Origin of the sequence: Rosistilla ulvae (assembly GCF_007741475.1) — a bacterium.
Classification (GTDB): Bacteria; Planctomycetota; Planctomycetia; order Pirellulales; family Pirellulaceae; genus Rosistilla; species Rosistilla ulvae.
The window spans coordinates 1,172,522-1,189,614 of record NZ_CP036261.1 but is presented as its reverse complement, the minus strand read 5'-3'; the positions used below and the strand labels follow the sequence as shown (position 1 = coordinate 1,189,614).

Sequence of the window (17,093 nt, the reverse complement as noted above, 5' to 3'; positions counted from 1 at the left end):
GCTGCGGTGCCGTGCCATACATTCGCAACGCGCGGTATAATCGGCGACCGATGGACAACGGGCCCGCTGGGCTACTGAATTTGAACCCTCTCACCCTCCAGAAAGTCAGACATGAAAAGAGCCAAAATCACGATCATCGGAGCCGGAAACGTCGGCGCCACCTGTGCCCATTGGTGTGCTGCGGCCGAACTGGGCGATATCGTTTTGCTCGACATTCCCGCAACCGAAGACATGCCCAAGGGGAAGGCCTTGGATCTGATGCAAGCTTCGCCCATCGTGGGATTTGATAGCAACATTGTTGGCACCACCAGCTACGACGACTCCCGCGACAGCGATGTGATCGTCGTGACCGCCGGCATCCCACGGAAACCGGGAATGAGCCGCGACGATCTGTTGGCAACCAACGCCAAGATCGTCTCCAGCGTTGGCGAACAGATCAAAGCGACCAGTCCCAACGCCGTGGTAATCGTCGTCAGCAATCCGTTGGACGCGATGGTTCAACAGATGTTGAAGGTCACCGGTTTCGCCCCCAACAAGGTCGTTGGCCAAGCTGGCGTTTTGGACACCGCACGCTATCGCGCGTTCCTGGCGATGGAATTGGGTGTCAGCGTCGAAGACATCAGCGCGATGTTGATGGGTGGCCACGGCGACACGATGGTCCCAATCCCCAGCTGCACCAGCGTCGGCGGCATCCCCGTCACTCAATTGCTATCGCAACAACGGCTCGACGAAATCGTCGACCGCACTCGCAAGGGAGGCGCCGAAATCGTCTCGCTGTTGAAGACCGGCAGCGCCTACTACGCACCGGCGGCCGCTTGCACCCAGATGGTCGAAGCGATCGTCAAAGACAAGAAACGCCTGATCCCCTGCGCTGCCTATTGTGACACACAATACGGTGTTGGCGGGTTCTACGTTGGCGTGCCATGTATCTTAGGAAACGATGGCGTTGAAAAAATTGTCGAATTGGAATTAACCGCGGAAGAAAAAACGAACTTCCAAAAGAGCGTTGACGCGGTCAAGAGCTTGGTTGCTACAATGGACGGCTTGCTGTCGGCGTAAGCTGATTGCTGGCAAGCCAATGCCAATGCCAACGCCGCGATCGCGGCCCGGCAAAACGCGATGTTAAACACCCATTCTTGCGTCGTCTCCATCTTCAATGGGACGACCAAGAAGGGTGATTTGATATCTAATCTTAGTGTTGACAGATACACGAAGGAAACCTAAAACGTTTCGATTCTCGCGAGCAGAATGGCGGCCAACGCCTCTCCTTTCTCGGTCCCCAGGGCAAGTCGACTATGAACCGTCTTTGGTCAGAAAACGCTTCGGCGAGTGGCAACTTCTCAGGGGCCAAAAACTTGCAGTCGCATCCCTCGGCAACGCTCGAAACCTGCGGCCGGTCGTCGTTCTTCCTTCCCGTTCAATACGAATCCAACTACGAATATCCGCTGGTGATCTGGCTGCACAACGAAGGCAGCGACCAGTCGCAAATGCCCACCGTGCTTCCCTCGATCAGCATGCAGAACTACATCGGCGTCGGCGTCCGAGCACCGCGGGCCACCGATTCGATGGGGCACGGTTTCTCATGGCTGCAAAGCGAAGCGGGAATTGCGATCACCGAACAAACGCTGTTCGACGCGATCGATCTTGCCAGCACTCGCTACAGCATCAATCGTAACCGCGTCTGCGTGGTCGGTTACCGCGAAGGGGGCACGATGGCCCTGCGAACCGCACTGCGACACCCGACGGCGTTTGCAGGGGCGGTCTCTTTGGGCGGACGCTTCCCGACAGGTGCACGCCCACTGGCGAACCTAGCCGCGGCCCGCAATCTGCCGATGATGATCGCCTTGGGAGCCGATGAATCGGTCTATCCGACCAACGACCTATGCCGCGATTTGCGGAACTTGCACGCCGCCCGGATCGGATTGGATCTGCGGCAATACGACGTCCTCAACGAACTGCATCCGCAGATTTTGAGCGATGTCAACGAATGGATCATGGGACAGGTGACGGGCATCGACACGCTACGGACAGCGACGATCTGCGACACCGAACCGGTTGAGTTTTCCGCGAACTAAATCCGCTCTTTAGCCAGGCCTTTCATTGGACGAAACACCGGCCGAAAACGAAACGACCACTCCGCCGGCAAGCCCCTGGAAACTGGCCAGCATCGCCGTCCTGGCTGTGGTCGCGCTCGGCACTTTCGCAACGCTGTTTGCGACCTTCACCCAAAGGTCCTCGGTCAACGTCGACGCGACGTTAAAACTCGCGCAAGAAGAATTTAACGAAGGCCGCTGGGCAGTTGTTAGTTCGCTGACCAACTCGCTGACTGCCAGCCCCGACTGGACCGATGAACAACGGCAACTGCATGCTTTTCTCGATGCAGCCAGCGCCGTCCTCCAAGCTTTCGATGTACCGGAACTCGACGCTCGCCGAGTCCAATTGAGCCAGGTCGTCGAGCAATTGAAACACGCCGAACTAATTGGGTTCCCCAAAAGTTATGCTCGCGAGGGGACACTGCTGTTGGCCCATGCAAAATACAGCACAGGTGATTTCACCGGTGCGGCAAAGGCGTTTGAACAAGGCATCCAGAACCGCGTCGACGCCCAGCGTCAGTACCTGCAACTGTTCGCCGACGCACAACTGCGGTCCCCTGAATACTCGCCAGCGGCAGCCTTGGCGACGATCGACAAATATCTGACACTGCCGACAATCGACAGCGACGAACGGGCTGATGGGCAATTATTGCGAGCTCGAATCCTTCGCGAACGACACGACTGGGACGAGGCCCTGGCCGCGACCACGCAAGCCTCGACCGAACCGGGCTTGTCGGCCAAGGCACGGCTGGAATCGACCAAGATTCAACTTGGACGCGCCGAAGAAATGATCCGCGAACGCCAGCGGATCTCCCCCTCCAAACCACTCTCCCCCGAAGCCCGCCAGATTATCGAAGACGCGTTGGACGAATTGGTCGAAATCGCGCGGACCGCCGACGAACGCTTAGGTCTCGATGCGATGCTGGTTGCCGGACAAGCACAACGCTTGCTGGGAGAACACGAAAAAGCGCTGGGCTTGCTCGGTGCGGTCCGCCAGAACCACGTCGACCCGGCGGTTTCGCTGGCCGGCGCGATCGAGGAACTGGAGATCCTCGCCGACCACGGGACGGCTCAAGAATGCATTGGCACATCGACCTATCTGGCCCGCGACCTGGGCGATCCAACCGGCTTCGATCCGCGGTTGATCTCGTTGGATGAATTCCGTCGCCGACTTCGAATCGTCGTTGAAAGCCTGCGTCAACAGGAGCGATTTGAAACGGCGATCGATGTGACTCACGAACTGCGTCCGATCTTTGAACAGGCCGATTCACTGCGGATGGAAGGGGCCAGTTATGCTGCGTGGGGCGAGGCGTTGTTGGCCCAAAATCTCCGCCCCGACGCGACCGCCGATCGGGCAATGATCGAACGATCCAAGGAGCTTCACGCACTGGCCGGCAAGGCTTACGCCAAGGCGGCCGAATTATGGTTCACGTCGCCACAGTATCCCGACTTCCTTTGGGACGCGATTCAACAATACGACCTCGCTCATTTGTATGAACCCTGTCTCGATCTGCTGGAACCCTATCTGAAATATCAGCAGCGAGACCAATTGCCGCGGGGCCTGATCCTGCAGGCCAAAGCCCAGCTGGCGCTTCGTGAATTCGCGTCGGCCATGCGGACATGCGAGACGTGTATCGCCGAATTCCCTCGCGATAGCCTCGCTTACAAAGCCCGCATCCTAGCCGCCCAAGCGGCTCGCGAGCTGGGGGATGCCAGCACCGCACAAGCCTTTCTGGAAGCCAACCTGCACGATGGCCTGCTGGCCCCGGACAGCCGTGCCTGGCGCGACTCGCTGTTGGCGTTGGGCGAACTGTTGTATTCCGAAGCGGTCACCACGCACTATGCCCTGACCACGCCCAAGCCGAACCAAGCGACGCCACCGATCGCAGAACAAGCACCTCTGTTTCGCAAGAATCAAGACGTTTTCAATGCCGCGATCCGTCGTCTCGAAGAGGCCAACACACGCTACGCGGGAATGCGTGAAGCCCGACGGGCGGTTTATCTGGCAGCCCAAGCGCATCGCTATGCTGCCCATTGGCCCAAGCTGCGCGCCGAGATGGCCGACACGCTCGATTCGAGTCGACGCGAGCAAAACCTGATCCATTCCAACCATCTGGCCGCCGCGGCACAGACCTTTCGTCAGCTGCGCTCGGATCTCAACAGCGTCAACGACGATGGTGCGCTAACCGATATGGAACAAGCGATGTTGCGGAACTGCTATCTGGGCGAAGCCGATGCGCTGTTCGGGCTGCAGAAGTTCGAAGATGCGATCACGTCCTACAGTGCCACAATCAATCGTTTCATCAACGAACCGATCGCGCTCGAAGCGATGGTCCAGCAATCGCGTTGCTTCGACGCCTTGGATCGTCAATCCGATGTACAACGTATTCTCAAACAAGCGCAACAGATCCTCGATCGAATCCCGCCGGAATACGACGACCTTTTCGCCCAGACGACGCGTTACGACCGCGCCGGTTGGTCGCAATACTTGCAATGGATGCTGAACGGTTGATCGTCGCGTTTGGTTAGTCTCCCCTTCTCACAAAGCGAACCCGACCGCATGACCTCGCCTTCCTCTGCCGATGCCTCCGCTCGCCTCAGCCAGCTTGTCGACGACAAATTCCGCTTGCTCAGCTTGCTGCTGGAAAAGGGTGAACAGCAACGCCAGTTGATCGAAAGCGGGGATGCCACGGCGCTGCTGCATCTGCTGGGCGAAAAGCAAACGTTGATCAGCGACCTGCAACGCCTGCAGGATGGGATCGCCCAGATCCAATCGGGCGGCGAATTATCCTGGGCATCCCCCGCCGCCCGCCAGCGCTGCCAGACAACCGCCCAGCAGTGCAATGCGTTGGGGCAACAGGTACTGGAAATCGAGGCGCTCTGCGAACGCAATGCTTCGACGCAGCGGAACGCGGTAGCGAAACAAATTCAAGAGTTTTCGAATTTTAACTCAAGATCTTCCGATTCCTACTCACTTGACGACGAGACTCGCCTTGCTGAGTTCGACGAATCTTCGTAATCAAGCTTCTTGGATTCCCAATGCAAGGAGCAGAAGCGATGCCCAAGTTTCGAAAAGTGCCAGCGTGCTTGGCCGATGTCGTCCACCAAGTGATCAGTGATCTCGACCTGGAAGAACGCTTTCGCGTCGAGGTCGACATTCCCGACGATATCCCGATGCCGGCCCCGGCCCGACCACTTGCCGAAATCGTTTCCGCTTTGGCTGAACAAGCGACCGCGTCGATGGAAGCCGGCGGCGAAGTAGCCTTTATCGGTTGGGAATCGCCCGAAGCATGCGAACTGGAAATCGCCGACACACGATGCGGCGTTCTCGAGCGTCCCTGCAATCTGCCAGCGGCGATGCAGATGACCGGTGCCGAACTCAGCTGGCAGAACTGCCCGCAAGGGGGCGCTGCGGTCACGGTGCGATTTGCCAAACAGCAGATCAGTCGCCAAGCGGCTTAGCGTCTTGCGATGCGGAAGGGGTTCCGATGCTGAACATCTTTAATCAAACGGCGCTGCCCGCGCTGGAACAGAGTGCGATCTTCGCACAACGGCGGCACAACGTGCTGGCGGGCAACATGGCGAACATCGACACGCCCGGCTACCAAGCTCGCGACCTGTCGACCGATGAGTTCCAAACGGCGTTATCCGAAGCGATCGAAGCGACCCGCAATCCGTCTCCCGGATACAGTTCCGGAGACGCCGCGGATATCGATCCGATGGACGGCCCGCGACGCGCGATGGAGAACCTGTTGTACCACGATGGCAGCGAAATCAACCTGGAACGCCAGGTCACCGAAATTGCCAAAAACCAAAACCTCCACAACACGGCGATCGCGTTGATGAAGAACCAGTTCGAAACCTTGCGTGTTGCGATCAGCGAACGCGTTTAGAACCGAAAGAGAGGCAGTTAAATGATCTCCGCTTTAGACATCAGCACCAGCGCCCTGGTCGCACAACGCGTGCGGCTGAACACGATCTCGGGCAACATCGCCAACATGTCGTCGCTCAAAGACGAAAACGGCAACGCCACACCCTACAAAGGTCGCAGCGTCGTGTTCCAGACCGACGAATCGGTTTCAACCAACCCCGGCGTCTCGGGCGTGAAAGTCGATTCGATCGAAATCAGCGATGCCGAACCGATCTATCGCTATCAACCGCAACATCCGCTGGCGATCAAAGAAGGCAAATACCAAGGTTACGTCGCTTATCCGAACATCGACATGACCACACAAATGGTCGACGCGTTGGAAGCGACGCGATCGTACGAAGCGAATATCGGAGTGATGGAAATCACCAAAAACCTGGGACGCGAGAGCCTCTCGATCATCGCGTAACACGTAACACAACCGGTGCCACGCAGCGAGAGCCAGCGTCACGACAGCTGCAGTTTTTTGAAACTCGACCGAAACCATGAACCCTGTCTCTCTGCGAATTCCGCCAGTCCAAATGCCGCTCGCGCCGCCGGTTCCCGGCACGCAGCCAGTGGAACCGGGCTACAAGCAGTTTGCGGACCTTTTGGTCGACGGCTTTCAAGAGGTAAACGCCGCTCAAAATTCAGCCAATGCCTCGGTTCACGACATGCTGACGGGCAAAGATGTCGACCGCATCGAAGTCCTCACCTCGGTGCAAAAAGCGGACATGTCGTTCCGCTTGATGCAGCAGATCCGCAACAAACTGGTCGAAGCGTATCGAGAGATCAACCAAATGCAAATCTAACATCGCCGTAGCCGTCGCTCGCAACGCTGCCACACAACGACTTCATCTATCTCCACCGCACAATGAACACCTTCGGCAACTTCTGGAATCAGATCCGCGAAAACTTCACCGCCATGCCCATCCAATCGCGGATGATCGCAGGGATGTTGATCGCCGTGATCGTGATCGGCGTGGGACTGTTGCTGCAATCCGGTGGTTCCGAATCGACGCAGTATCTGTTTGGTGGCCGGTTGCTAAACGATGAAGATATTCGCAAAGCGGAGATCGCGTTTGGCAACGCCGAGCTCCGAGATTACGAATTTGTCGGCAGCCGGATTCGCGTTCCCAGCGAGACCCGCGACGTCTACCTGCGCGCCCTCAGCGATGGCAACGCGATCCCTTTGGAAGAAGCCGCCGCGACGCAAGACGCGCTCTACAACTCGAGCCCCTTTGCGTCGAACAACCTGCTGGAAAAGCGGATCATGAAGGGGAAGGAGATCGACCTTTCCGGCCGGATCATGCAGTTCCCCGAAGTCCGCAAAGCGTCGGTCTTCTACGATTCCCAACGACAGGGCTTTGCGACCAAACCCAAACAATCCGCATCGATCGTGATCGTTCCCCACGGTAACGAACCGCTGTCGCCGTACACCAAAAAAGAGATCGCCGATCTGGTTCGGGCGGCGTTTGCCGGTATGGAAGCATCCGACGTGACCGTCACCGACACCAATGCTCGGGCGGCAACCGAAGATCCTTGGATCGATGAAAACAACCCACACTACCGCACCAAACGACATTACGAACGGGCCTGGGAAACCAAGATTCGCCATGCCCTGGCCGGTTACGGAGCGCCGCGTGTCGTGGTCGACGTCGAACTCGATCCGACGATGGATTCCGAATCGACCGAACTGAAATACGATTCCAATCCGGCGACGCTTAAAGAGCAAAGCAGTATGCGATCGGTCGAATCGACTCGCCCACAAACCGGCGGCACTCCCGGCGTCGCTTCGAATGCCTATGGCAACCAAGCCGCTCGCGTCGAAGAACTAGCCAATCGCAGCAAAGAAACCGAATCCAGCGAACAGACCGAAAAAGTTGTCGGAACGACCCACACGCAAACCAAACTAGCCGGCTTGCGACCGATTCGCGCATCGGTCGTGATCAGTCTGCGAGGCAGCTACTACGACGAGCTCTGGAAGAGCAGCTGGCTGACCGAGAATCCCGACAAAAAGCCGGACGAGGTTCCACCACTCTCTCCAGCCGATCGCGAGCGGCTGCGAACGACGACCAAAGAGGAGATCACCAGCGCGGTGACAACGATCATTCCACGCTTGCGTGCCGGCGACGATCGATCGCCATTGGTCACCGTGATCGATTACCCCGATCTCCCCAGCCCCGACAATCTGACTCCTGAAACAACCAGCCGCGCGACCGCTTGGCTCGCCTCCTCCTGGCAATCGATCGCTCTCGTCGTCCTGGCGTTGGTCGCGTTGCTGGTCGCTCGCAGCGCACTCAAAGCACCGCCAGCCGCTCCTGTCGCCGATTTTGCCGACGGCTTTGGCTTGGAGATCCCTCAGCTGCCTGTCGATGAACTGGCGATTCAGGATGAAACCGGCAACGCCAGCTCGCCCCCTCCGACGCTGGAAGTGACGGGATCCAATCTCCGCGACGAACTCAACTCGATCGTCGAAAGCAATCCCGATGCCGCAGCCAACGTGCTCCGCAGCTGGTTGAGCGACGCCGCATAGACAAGACCAACCGCTCGCCGGGTCGCATAAATCAGTCTTGCCTTGTCCAGCCCGATTCCGCTAACGTCGAACAATAATTCACTCAAAAATCTCGAAGGACCTGAGAGAGAAGAGCCAGCCATGCACGGCAATCGCACCATCCGCAACCGCTTTTGCGTTCTTTTTACCTCGCTGATCCTATTTTCCGGAGGTGGCTTGACCGCCCAGGAAGCTGAATGGATCTGGGCCCCGGGATTCAAAAAAGATGGCATTCCCGAAGGCCGCGAATGCTATTTCCGCAAGAGCTTTAATGTTCGCGCCCAAGTTACCGGTCGGGTCACCATCGCCGCCGACGACGAATATGAATTGTTCGTCAACGGACGCAGCGTTGGAAAGGGGAGCAGTGCTCGCAAGCTCGACGAATTCAACATCACTCGCTTTCTCGCGATCGGTCGCAACGTCGTCGCGGTCAAAGTCGTTAACCAACGCGGATCGACCGCCGCACTGGCCGCTCGCGTCCAAATCCAAGCTGCCACCGGAGGCGAATGGTTTTCGTTCTCCAGCGATGAATCATGGGTTGTTTCCAATGCCGCCCAACCGATGTGGCAAACGGCACTGTACAACGACCGACGTTGGCTCAAAGCACAATCGTTTGGCCAACTGGGCAGCACCATCCCTTGGGATCGCCAAGCCGATGTGGTCGCCGCAAAGTCGCATCAAGACAGCGAACGCTTCATGATCCAACCCGGCTTCACCGTCCAACGCGTCTTCGACGATGAAGAGGTCGGTTCGGTCATCGCGATGGCGTTTAATGAGTTTGGTCATATCATCGCCTCGCAGGAAAACGGTCCACTGCTGCTGATCTTCGATCGCGACGGCGACTCGATTCCCGAAGAGGTCCGGACCTACTGCGATAAAGTCCACAGCTGCCAGGGCATCTTAGCCCTCAACGGCGAGGTCTTCGTCACCGGGTACGGCCCCGACGGTGCGGGCATGTACCGGCTGAGCGATCGCGACCGCAATGGCACCCTCGAAGAGGTCCGGTTAATCGTCAAGTTTGGCGGTGCCCCCGGCGAACACGGCGGCCACGGTTTGACCCTGGGCCCCGACGGAATGATCTATTGCGTCGTCGGAAACCATGTCCAGATCAAGGCGGACAAGGGACCGGGGACAACGCTGAAGACGAGCTACGAAGGGGACCTGGTTCCCAAATACGAAGATCCCGGCGGACATGCGTTGGGTGTGAAAGCTCCCGGCGGAATTGTCTTCCGCACCGACATCGAAGGCCGCAGCGTGCAACGTGTCGCTGGCGGACTGCGAAACGCTTACGACCTGGCGTTCCATCCCGACGGCGGCCTGTTCGTTCACGATAGCGACATGGAATCGGACGTTGGCGCGACCTGGTATCGGCCAACGCTGGTGTTCGAAGTTGCCGAAGGAGCTGAATTCGGCTGGCGCAGTGGTTGGTCCAAATGGCCCGAACACTACCTCGATCGCGTTCCTAGCGTGCTTGAGACCGGACGCGGATCGCCCACCGGCGCGGCAATCTATGAACACTTCGCCTTTCCAGCAAAATACCAGAACTCGCTGTTCCTGGCCGATTGGTCCGAGGGACGCATTCTGGCCGTCGATTTAAAGAAACAAGGGGCCGGGTACACCGCCGACAGCGAAGTCTTCTTGCAAGGCCAACCGTTGAACGTGACCGATCTGGCAGTCGGTCCGCAGGGAGCACTCTACTTCGCCACCGGTGGGCGAGGAACCGCCGGCGGAATCTATCGCGTTCTGTGGGACGGCGACATTCCCGATCGCGTCAAGAACCTGGGCAATGGCGTCGCTGCGGCGATCCGCCAACCACAACTCGATTCCGCTTATGCTCGCCAAAAGATCGCCGGCGTTCAAAAAGAACTGGGCGACGAATGGGGCGAATTGGTCGCCGGTGTTGCCTTCAGCGACGACAACCCGCCGCACTACCGAACCCGTGCGATGAACCTGATGCAGCTGTTTGGCCCGCTCCCCAGCGAGGAATTGATCCTGGAACTGAGCCATGCCAAGAGCGAAGCGGTGCGTCGCAAAGCCGCCGAAATGATGGGGCTGACCCCGGGGGAACAAACCACCCAACGCTTGACCGAAATGCTCGCCGACACCGACGCCGGTGTCGGCCGTTCCGCATGTGAAGCACTATTGCGTTCGGGTGAAACGGCTCCTGTCGAACAACTACTGCCACTGCTGGCCGATCACGATCGCCAACTCGCATTTGCCGCCCGACGCCTGTTGGAACAAACGCCGATGGACCAATGGCAAGACATCGTGCTGCAATCGGATCAACCGCGTGTCGCGATCGTCGGCGGATTGGCGCTGGTCACACGGTCGACCGACAAAGCGGTTGCGAAGGCAGTGCTTGCAAAGATGTCGCGTCTGATGGAAGACTTCCTCAGCGATGGCGACTTCATCGACCTGTTGCGTGTGACCGAAGTCGCACTGCATCGCGGTAAGATCCAACCCACCGAAGTTCCCGAATTGCGTGAACGGATCGCTGAGGAGTTCCCGACCGGCGAACCCCGGATGAATCGCGAGATCGTTCGTTTGTGTGCCTATCTGCAAGCGACATCGATCGTCGACCGCGCGATGGAGTACCTCCGCAGCGACGATGTCTCCGAAGAAGACCGCACGCACGTTGCGATGCATCTGCAGTTCATCGACTACGAGTGGACCCCCGAACAACGATTCGAATTGATTCGTTTTTACGAAGAAGCGGCACTTGCCGATTCGGGCAGCAGCTACCCGCTGTACATGATGAATGTCACCCGCGACTTTGGAAAACACCTGACCGAACAAGAAGCCCGGGTGATCTTGGAAGAAGGGGACAAATGGCCCAATGCGGCACTGGCGGCGATCTACAAATTGCCACGTCCAATCGACGTCGAGACGGCCGCGATGCTTCGCGACTTGGACATTTCGATCAGCACCGATCAACACAGCAGCGATGTCTATCGCCGCTTGCGAACCGGTATCGTTGCGATGCTGGCGATGGCGGGCGACGAAGACTCCCAATCGCACCTGCGCAAGATCTGGCGTGAAGAACCCGAGCGACGGACTCCCGTGGCGATGGGCTTAGCCCTCTACCCCGACGGTGAAAACTGGGACTACCTGGTCCGTTCGCTGAACATTCTCGAACCGGCCGCCGCAGTCGACGTATTGTCGCAATTGAGCTCCGTCGAAATTGCCACCGACGACCCCGAAGCGTTACGGCAGGTCATCCTGTTAGGGCTACGGGCAATCGAAAACGGCGGATCGCCAAAACAATCACTGGCACTGTTGGAACATTGGACCGGGTTCCAACCGACCACTGATTCCAAGGAACCGATGCGACCGTGGCAGGAATGGTACGCCCGCAGCTATCCCAACAAACCGACCGCCGAACTCCCCGGCGATGACGAATCCAAATGGGACATGGAGCAATTGCTCGATTACCTGCGAACCGATCAAGGACGACTGGGCGATCCCGCCAAGGGACGCGAGATGTTCACCGCGGCACAGTGCAGCAGTTGCCATCGATTTGGCAACCAAGGACAAAGCGTGGGCCCCGACCTGACACAGGTTGCCCGACGATTCACGAAACAAGAGGTCATCGAATCGATCCTCTTCCCTTCCCACGTCGTCAGCGATCAATACCAAACAAAACGTGTGATGACGCTCGATGGCAAAGTCTACAGCGGCTTGATGTCGGGCAGCGACAGCGACAAGGTGACGATTCGCGACGTCAAGAACCAAGTGATTACGATCCCCAAAGCGGACATCGATCAGATCCTACCGAGCAACACCAGCACGATGCCTGCCGGACTACTGGATACGTTGTCGCTGTCGGAGATCAGCAATCTATTGAGCTATCTGGGCGTCTTGCCTGCAACGCAAGTTGCCGAAACCAACGGATCGACGCGACAACGCTAAGATCGTCCGCTGAGTGAACGTCGCCGCCGAGATGCCGCGACATCTAAAAGAAAGCCACCGAAGTCGTTGGCGGTTGAGCCACACAGAAGGGCGTCGCGGCTAGTCCGCCCGCCCTGGCCAGGTGGTTAACTGATAAAGCGGCCAAGGCGAGCGAGCTAGCAGTGCGAACCGTGCCAAATCATTGGCGAAACTCGTTTCCTCAACCCTACCCAACCGATGGGGCATGGGCTAGCCAAACCGCCATTTCATATTGGCTTTTGCGGTAAATACTATCGCAATCTTCACCTTTCCCGACGCCGAGACAGCCCACCCTCTCCTTCTGGCGGTCGACAAACGCTCCGCAAGAGGAGCTCATCCGCCCCGGACGGAGTGTGTTCGCAAACACGACTCCGGAGGAGTCCACGCCGGATAGGGGTAGGGAAGTCCGGTTAAGCCGGCCTCCCCTCCCTCCGAACCGTGCGTGCGGTTCTCCCGCACACGGCTCTCCAGTCAGTAGGCCCCCGAAAGGGATTGCGCGAAACGGTTGTGGGCCTCTCGCAGACTATAGAGACCCGCGGCCGTAAAATATGCATTCGGCCAACGCTGAGTCCGTGGCAGACGAGCTGGGTTCTTGCGGTGACGCTGCAATAACAAACGCCGAAGCCGCCCGCGAATCTTCGCGTCCAAATCCTTGAAGATCGTCCACCGACAGTGGCGGAAGTAGGCGAACCATCCACGAAGCACGCGACTCAACTCCAACGCGATCCGCTGGATCGAGTCGGGCCGCTTACGCTGCGTCAGTTCGACTATCCGTGACTTCATTTTCGATAGGCTTTCCGCACGAGGATAGATCTTGTCCCCGCGAAATGAATAACCCAGAAAGACGAAGCTCTTCTCTCGACTATCGACGATCTTCGTTTTCCCGCTGTGCAGCGTTAAACCCGCTTTCTTGACCCACCTCTTGATCTCCTCGAGCGCCACTTCCGCCTCGAACTCGCTGCGACACAGCACGACGAAGTCGTCGGCATAGCGCACCATTTCAAAACCTTCACCGGCGATCGTGTGATCCAGGTCATTCAAGTACAAGTTCGACAACACCGGTGAAAGAACCGCACCTTGAGGCACGCCCGCGATCGGGTTGTGTAAGTGCAAGTCTTCCATGATGCCGCTGCCGAGAAACGCTTCGATCAATTCGATCACTTTGGAATCGGCAATGTGCTGCTTGAGCAACCGCATCAGCTTGCCCCGGGGGATCGAATCGAAGTAACCCTTCAGGTCCGCAGCGACTACATACACATAGCCTTCCTCGATCTTCTGCTCCACGATGCGAAGTGCATCGTGAGCTGAACGTCCGTGGCGAAAGCCGAAGCTTCGCTCGTGAAATTCGTTGTCCAGGATTGGCTCGATCACATGGACCAACGCCGTTTGCACGACGCGGTCACGGACCGTCGGAATGCCCAAAGGCCGTGTCTGGTTCGGCGTTCCCGGTTTGGGAATGTGAACCCGACGCACCGGCGAGGGCGTGTAGTGACCACCTGTGATTTGTCCGCCGAGCTTGCGTGTTTCCACGATCAAGCCCTCCTCGAACGCTTCACAGTCCTGGCCGTCGACGCCCGCTGCACCGTCTTTAGCCGTCACCTTGCGGGCGGCTTGAAACAGGTTCAGCTCCGAAGTGACTTTGTCGATCAGCGAATGCCATTTGCCGTGTTTCAATCGTCTTTCGACGAGTGTCGACAACATTCGATCAGTCCACACCGCACGGCTGGTCCACGAGCGGATATCGCGCGCGTCCAGATCCTCCCGAGGTTTAGCCGCAAAGGGCACTCGCTCGGGCAGAAGCTCCGTGTCTTTCTTCTTCGCTTCGCGACGAGCACGAAGTTTCCGACGTTGACTTTGACTCTTTCTCATGTGGTGTGACTTCTCGAATCTACTTTCCTGCCTTCCTTCGCTCGCGTCGGGTTTGGTTCCCGACGTTCTGGCACTACTACGAAGGCTCTGGTTCCAGAGCTGAGCGTTTCAAAGGTCTGTCGACGCTGCTCAGGCTTCCCTGCTTATCTCGATTGAACTTCCGAGCATTCCATCTCCAACCACCTTACTGCCATTTCGCTTGCCTCGGTTTATCACGTTACAGGTTCGTTCACCGTGCAAGCCGTCTCACCGACCGTCGGCTTGAAAACCGACTGACCTCGTGGTCATCATCGGGCCGTTGCGTGAGATCAGAGGTTCGCGAGTTGCTAGGACGCTCCCCGACAGGCTTGGCCGAAACGAGTTCATTTTGTTACGGACTGCTCATTCTCCTCCGGTTGCTCTCCACCTTTTCTGTCGAAAACGCAGTTACCTTCGGATACGGGGCGGTAACGACATCCCCGACCGGGACTTTCACCCGACAATTCAACCGCCTTCGCAGGCGCACTAGCTCGGGGCGGAAGCCCCGAGAGAGAACGGGTAGAAACGAAAAGACCCCGGTAAAAACCGGGGTCTCGATGTTGTCGATCGCAATGATAAATAGCCGGAGCGGGACTCGAACCCGCACGCCCTTAACGGGCAAGGGATTTTAAGTCCCCAGCGTCTGCCATTCCGCCACCCGGCCAAGCCGCCTCTTTTTATCCGATTTGCGGGCTGCGTGCGACCCGTTGCCTGCAAACATCGGGCCTACGCTTCTGTATCGCGGCCGATTCTGGCAAACTACCCGGCATGACTACAAAAAACACCTATTCCAATGCGGATATCGCCCACATCGATCGCACCGCCGTCTGGCACGGCTTTACCCAGATGGCTCACTATGAGCCGCTGGTGATCGAGCGAGGTGAGGGAAACTGGCTGTTCGATATCGAAGGCCGCCGGTTGCTGGACGGCGCCAGCAGTCTGTGGTGCAACTTGCACGGCCACAATCACCCCACGATCAACGCAGCGATCCGCGACCAATTGGGCAAGATTGCCCACGTCACTTCCCTGGGCATGATCGGCCGCACCGCCGTCGAACTCACCGGCCGCCTAGTCGACGTCACTCCCGAAGGGCTGAACCACGTCTTCTACAGTTCCGACGGTTCGTCGTCGGTCGAAGCCGCTCTGAAGATGGCGTTTCAATATTGGCAGCAGCGAGAAAATCCGCAGCCACAAAAAACGAAATACGTCGCCATGGGGGCGGCTTACCACGGCGATACGACCGGCGGCGTCAGCCTCGGCGGCGTCGAACACTTTCATTCGCTCTTCGGTCCGCTGTTGTTCGACGTCTTGCGCGGCCCCTGTCCGGACACCTATCGGTTGCCCGAAAACGTGACGCCCGAAACGGCTTGCGATCACTATTTTGAAACCTTCCGCGAGCTCGTGACCGGGCAGCATCAACAGATCGCCGCCGTCGTGATGGAACCGCTGGTCCAAGGCGCCGCCGGAATGATCATGCATCCCGAGGGGTTCCTCCGCCGCGTCCGCGACCTGACTCAAGAGCTCGACATCCTGCTGATCTGCGACGAAGTAGCGACCGGGTTTGGCCGCACCGGAAAAATGTTCGCCTGCCAGCACGAACAGGTTTCGCCCGATCTGATGTGCATCGCCAAAGGACTCACCGGCGGCTACCTGCCGATGGCTGCCACGCTGGCCAGCGACGCTATCTGGAACGCATTCCTGGGGGACCTCGATCAGAACAAACAGTTCTTCCACGGACACACGTATTCCGGCAATCCGATGGCGGCTGCGGCAGGGTTGGCGTCGCTGGACGTCTTTGAAGAGGAGCAGGTACTGGAAAACCTGCCCGCCAAGATCGATCATTTGCAGCGTTGCCTGCAACCGCTGGCTTCCCATCGCCACGTCGGCAGCATTCGCCAACGCGGTTTGATGGTCGGAATCGAACTGGTCGAAGAAAAAGCTTCGAAGCAGCCGTTTCCGGCTGGGCAGACGCGCGGCGCCCGAGTCTGCCGCTACGCGTTGGATCGTGGAGTTTGGATTCGGCCGCTGGGAGATGTTATCGTATTGATGCCGCCGTTGAGCATTCAAGCCGACGAGATTGAAACGCTTGTCGAAGCGGTGCGATATGGAATCAGCCAAGAATTCCCAGGCGAATAGATGAACCAATCCGAAGACGTCGATCGATTGCAGCAGTACGCGCCCTATCTGACAGCGTTGGCGCGAGCTCAGCTGAGTCCCCGTTACCGGGCCAAGGTTGGCGTTTCGGACATCGTGCAGCAATCGATGATCCAAGCCTACCAGGCGATCGACGACTTTCGCGGCACTACCGACGTCGAACTGCGAGCCTGGTTGCGGCAGATCCTTGCCCGCAACCTGATCCACGTCGATCGCGATCTGCATCGCGACAAGCGGAACATCGACCGCGAGCGTTCGCTGGAAGATCGGCTCGGCCAATCGTCGCTCTGCCTTGAAAAGCTGCTAGCGGGCAGCGATCCCACACCAAGTCAAAACATCGCCACCAGTGAACGCGTGGTGCAACTGGCCGCCGCTCTGGAAACGCTCCCCGAAGCACAACGTGAAGCGGTCCGGATGCACTACTTGGAAGGAAAGAAACTTTCGGAAGTCGCCGGCCTCTTGGATCGTTCCACCGGTGCCGTCGCCGGCCTCCTGCACCGCGGACTGAAAGCTCTCCGCGAAGGGATGCGAGAATAACGAAACTGCCAAACGAGAGGTTCGGGCGGCAACA

The 17,093-nt window shown here is 58.2% G+C and carries 13 protein-coding genes and 1 tRNA gene; 12 read left to right on the top strand and 2 right to left on the bottom strand.

Annotated features, from left to right (window positions below; translation table 11 throughout):
- The first annotated feature begins 111 nt into the window (after nucleotides 1-111).
- The 10 genes from mdh to EC9_RS04320 all read left to right on the top strand — a co-directional run bounded on the left by mdh (nucleotide 112) and on the right by EC9_RS04320 (nucleotide 12,463).
- Nucleotides 112-1,059 carry a malate dehydrogenase gene (gene mdh / locus EC9_RS04365; RefSeq protein WP_145342681.1) on the top strand — a complete coding sequence of 316 codons (948 nt, stop codon included), beginning with the start codon at nucleotides 112-114 and terminating at the stop codon, nucleotides 1,057-1,059.
- Nucleotides 1,060-1,295: 236 nt separating this feature from the next.
- Complete coding sequence (locus tag EC9_RS04360) at nucleotides 1,296-2,075, top strand: alpha/beta hydrolase (RefSeq protein ID WP_145342679.1); 780 nt, start codon at nucleotides 1,296-1,298, stop codon at nucleotides 2,073-2,075.
- Nucleotides 2,076-2,100: 25 nt separating this feature from the next.
- On the top strand, nucleotides 2,101-4,605 hold the full coding sequence (locus EC9_RS04355) for a tetratricopeptide repeat protein (RefSeq protein ID WP_145342677.1): 2,505 nt from the start codon (nucleotides 2,101-2,103) through the stop codon (nucleotides 4,603-4,605).
- Nucleotides 4,606-4,653: 48 nt separating this feature from the next.
- Nucleotides 4,654-5,112, top strand: a complete 459-nt coding sequence (flgN, locus tag EC9_RS04350; RefSeq protein ID WP_145342675.1) for a flagellar export chaperone FlgN — start codon at nucleotides 4,654-4,656, stop codon at nucleotides 5,110-5,112.
- A 38-nt stretch (nucleotides 5,113-5,150) separates the two neighbouring features.
- A complete protein-coding gene (locus EC9_RS04345) occupies nucleotides 5,151-5,555 on the top strand; it encodes an ATP-binding protein (RefSeq protein ID WP_145342673.1) in 405 nt (134 codons plus the stop codon).
- A 26-nt stretch (nucleotides 5,556-5,581) separates the two neighbouring features.
- Nucleotides 5,582-5,986 (top strand): flagellar basal body rod protein FlgB, encoded by a 405-nt coding sequence (locus tag EC9_RS04340; protein ID WP_145282708.1) that lies wholly within the window; start codon nucleotides 5,582-5,584, stop codon nucleotides 5,984-5,986.
- A 21-nt stretch (nucleotides 5,987-6,007) separates the two neighbouring features.
- Nucleotides 6,008-6,430 (top strand): flagellar basal body rod protein FlgC, encoded by a 423-nt coding sequence (flgC, locus tag EC9_RS04335; RefSeq protein ID WP_145118160.1) that lies wholly within the window; start codon nucleotides 6,008-6,010, stop codon nucleotides 6,428-6,430.
- A 76-nt stretch (nucleotides 6,431-6,506) separates the two neighbouring features.
- Entirely contained in the window at nucleotides 6,507-6,812 is a 306-nt protein-coding gene (fliE, locus tag EC9_RS04330) for a flagellar hook-basal body complex protein FliE (RefSeq protein ID WP_145342671.1), read from the top strand.
- Nucleotides 6,813-6,874: 62 nt separating this feature from the next.
- A complete protein-coding gene (locus EC9_RS04325; RefSeq protein ID WP_145342669.1) occupies nucleotides 6,875-8,536 on the top strand; it encodes a flagellar M-ring protein FliF C-terminal domain-containing protein in 1,662 nt (553 codons plus the stop codon).
- A 120-nt stretch (nucleotides 8,537-8,656) separates the two neighbouring features.
- Nucleotides 8,657-12,463 (top strand): HEAT repeat domain-containing protein, encoded by a 3,807-nt coding sequence (locus EC9_RS04320; RefSeq protein WP_246105957.1) that lies wholly within the window; start codon nucleotides 8,657-8,659, stop codon nucleotides 12,461-12,463.
- A 489-nt stretch (nucleotides 12,464-12,952) separates the two neighbouring features.
- Here EC9_RS04320 and ltrA read toward each other — a convergent pair whose 3' ends face one another.
- The gene (gene ltrA, locus EC9_RS04315) at nucleotides 12,953-14,182 is read right to left on the bottom strand and encodes a group II intron reverse transcriptase/maturase (RefSeq protein ID WP_246105956.1); all 1,230 of its coding nucleotides are present in this window, start codon (nucleotides 14,180-14,182) and stop codon (nucleotides 12,953-12,955) included.
- Nucleotides 14,183-14,948: 766 nt separating this feature from the next.
- Nucleotides 14,949-15,032, bottom strand: a tRNA-Leu gene (locus tag EC9_RS04310).
- A gap of 104 nt (nucleotides 15,033-15,136) precedes the next feature.
- Between EC9_RS04310 and bioA the strand changes: the two genes are divergently transcribed.
- Nucleotides 15,137-16,504, top strand: coding sequence for an adenosylmethionine--8-amino-7-oxononanoate transaminase (gene bioA, locus EC9_RS04305; protein ID WP_145342665.1), 1,368 nt, complete (start codon nucleotides 15,137-15,139; stop codon nucleotides 16,502-16,504).
- Nucleotides 16,505-17,059: a sigma-70 family RNA polymerase sigma factor gene (locus EC9_RS04300; RefSeq protein WP_145342663.1), complete on the top strand. Its 555-nt coding sequence runs from the start codon at nucleotides 16,505-16,507 to the stop codon at nucleotides 17,057-17,059.
- The last annotated feature ends 34 nt before the right edge of the window (nucleotides 17,060-17,093 follow it).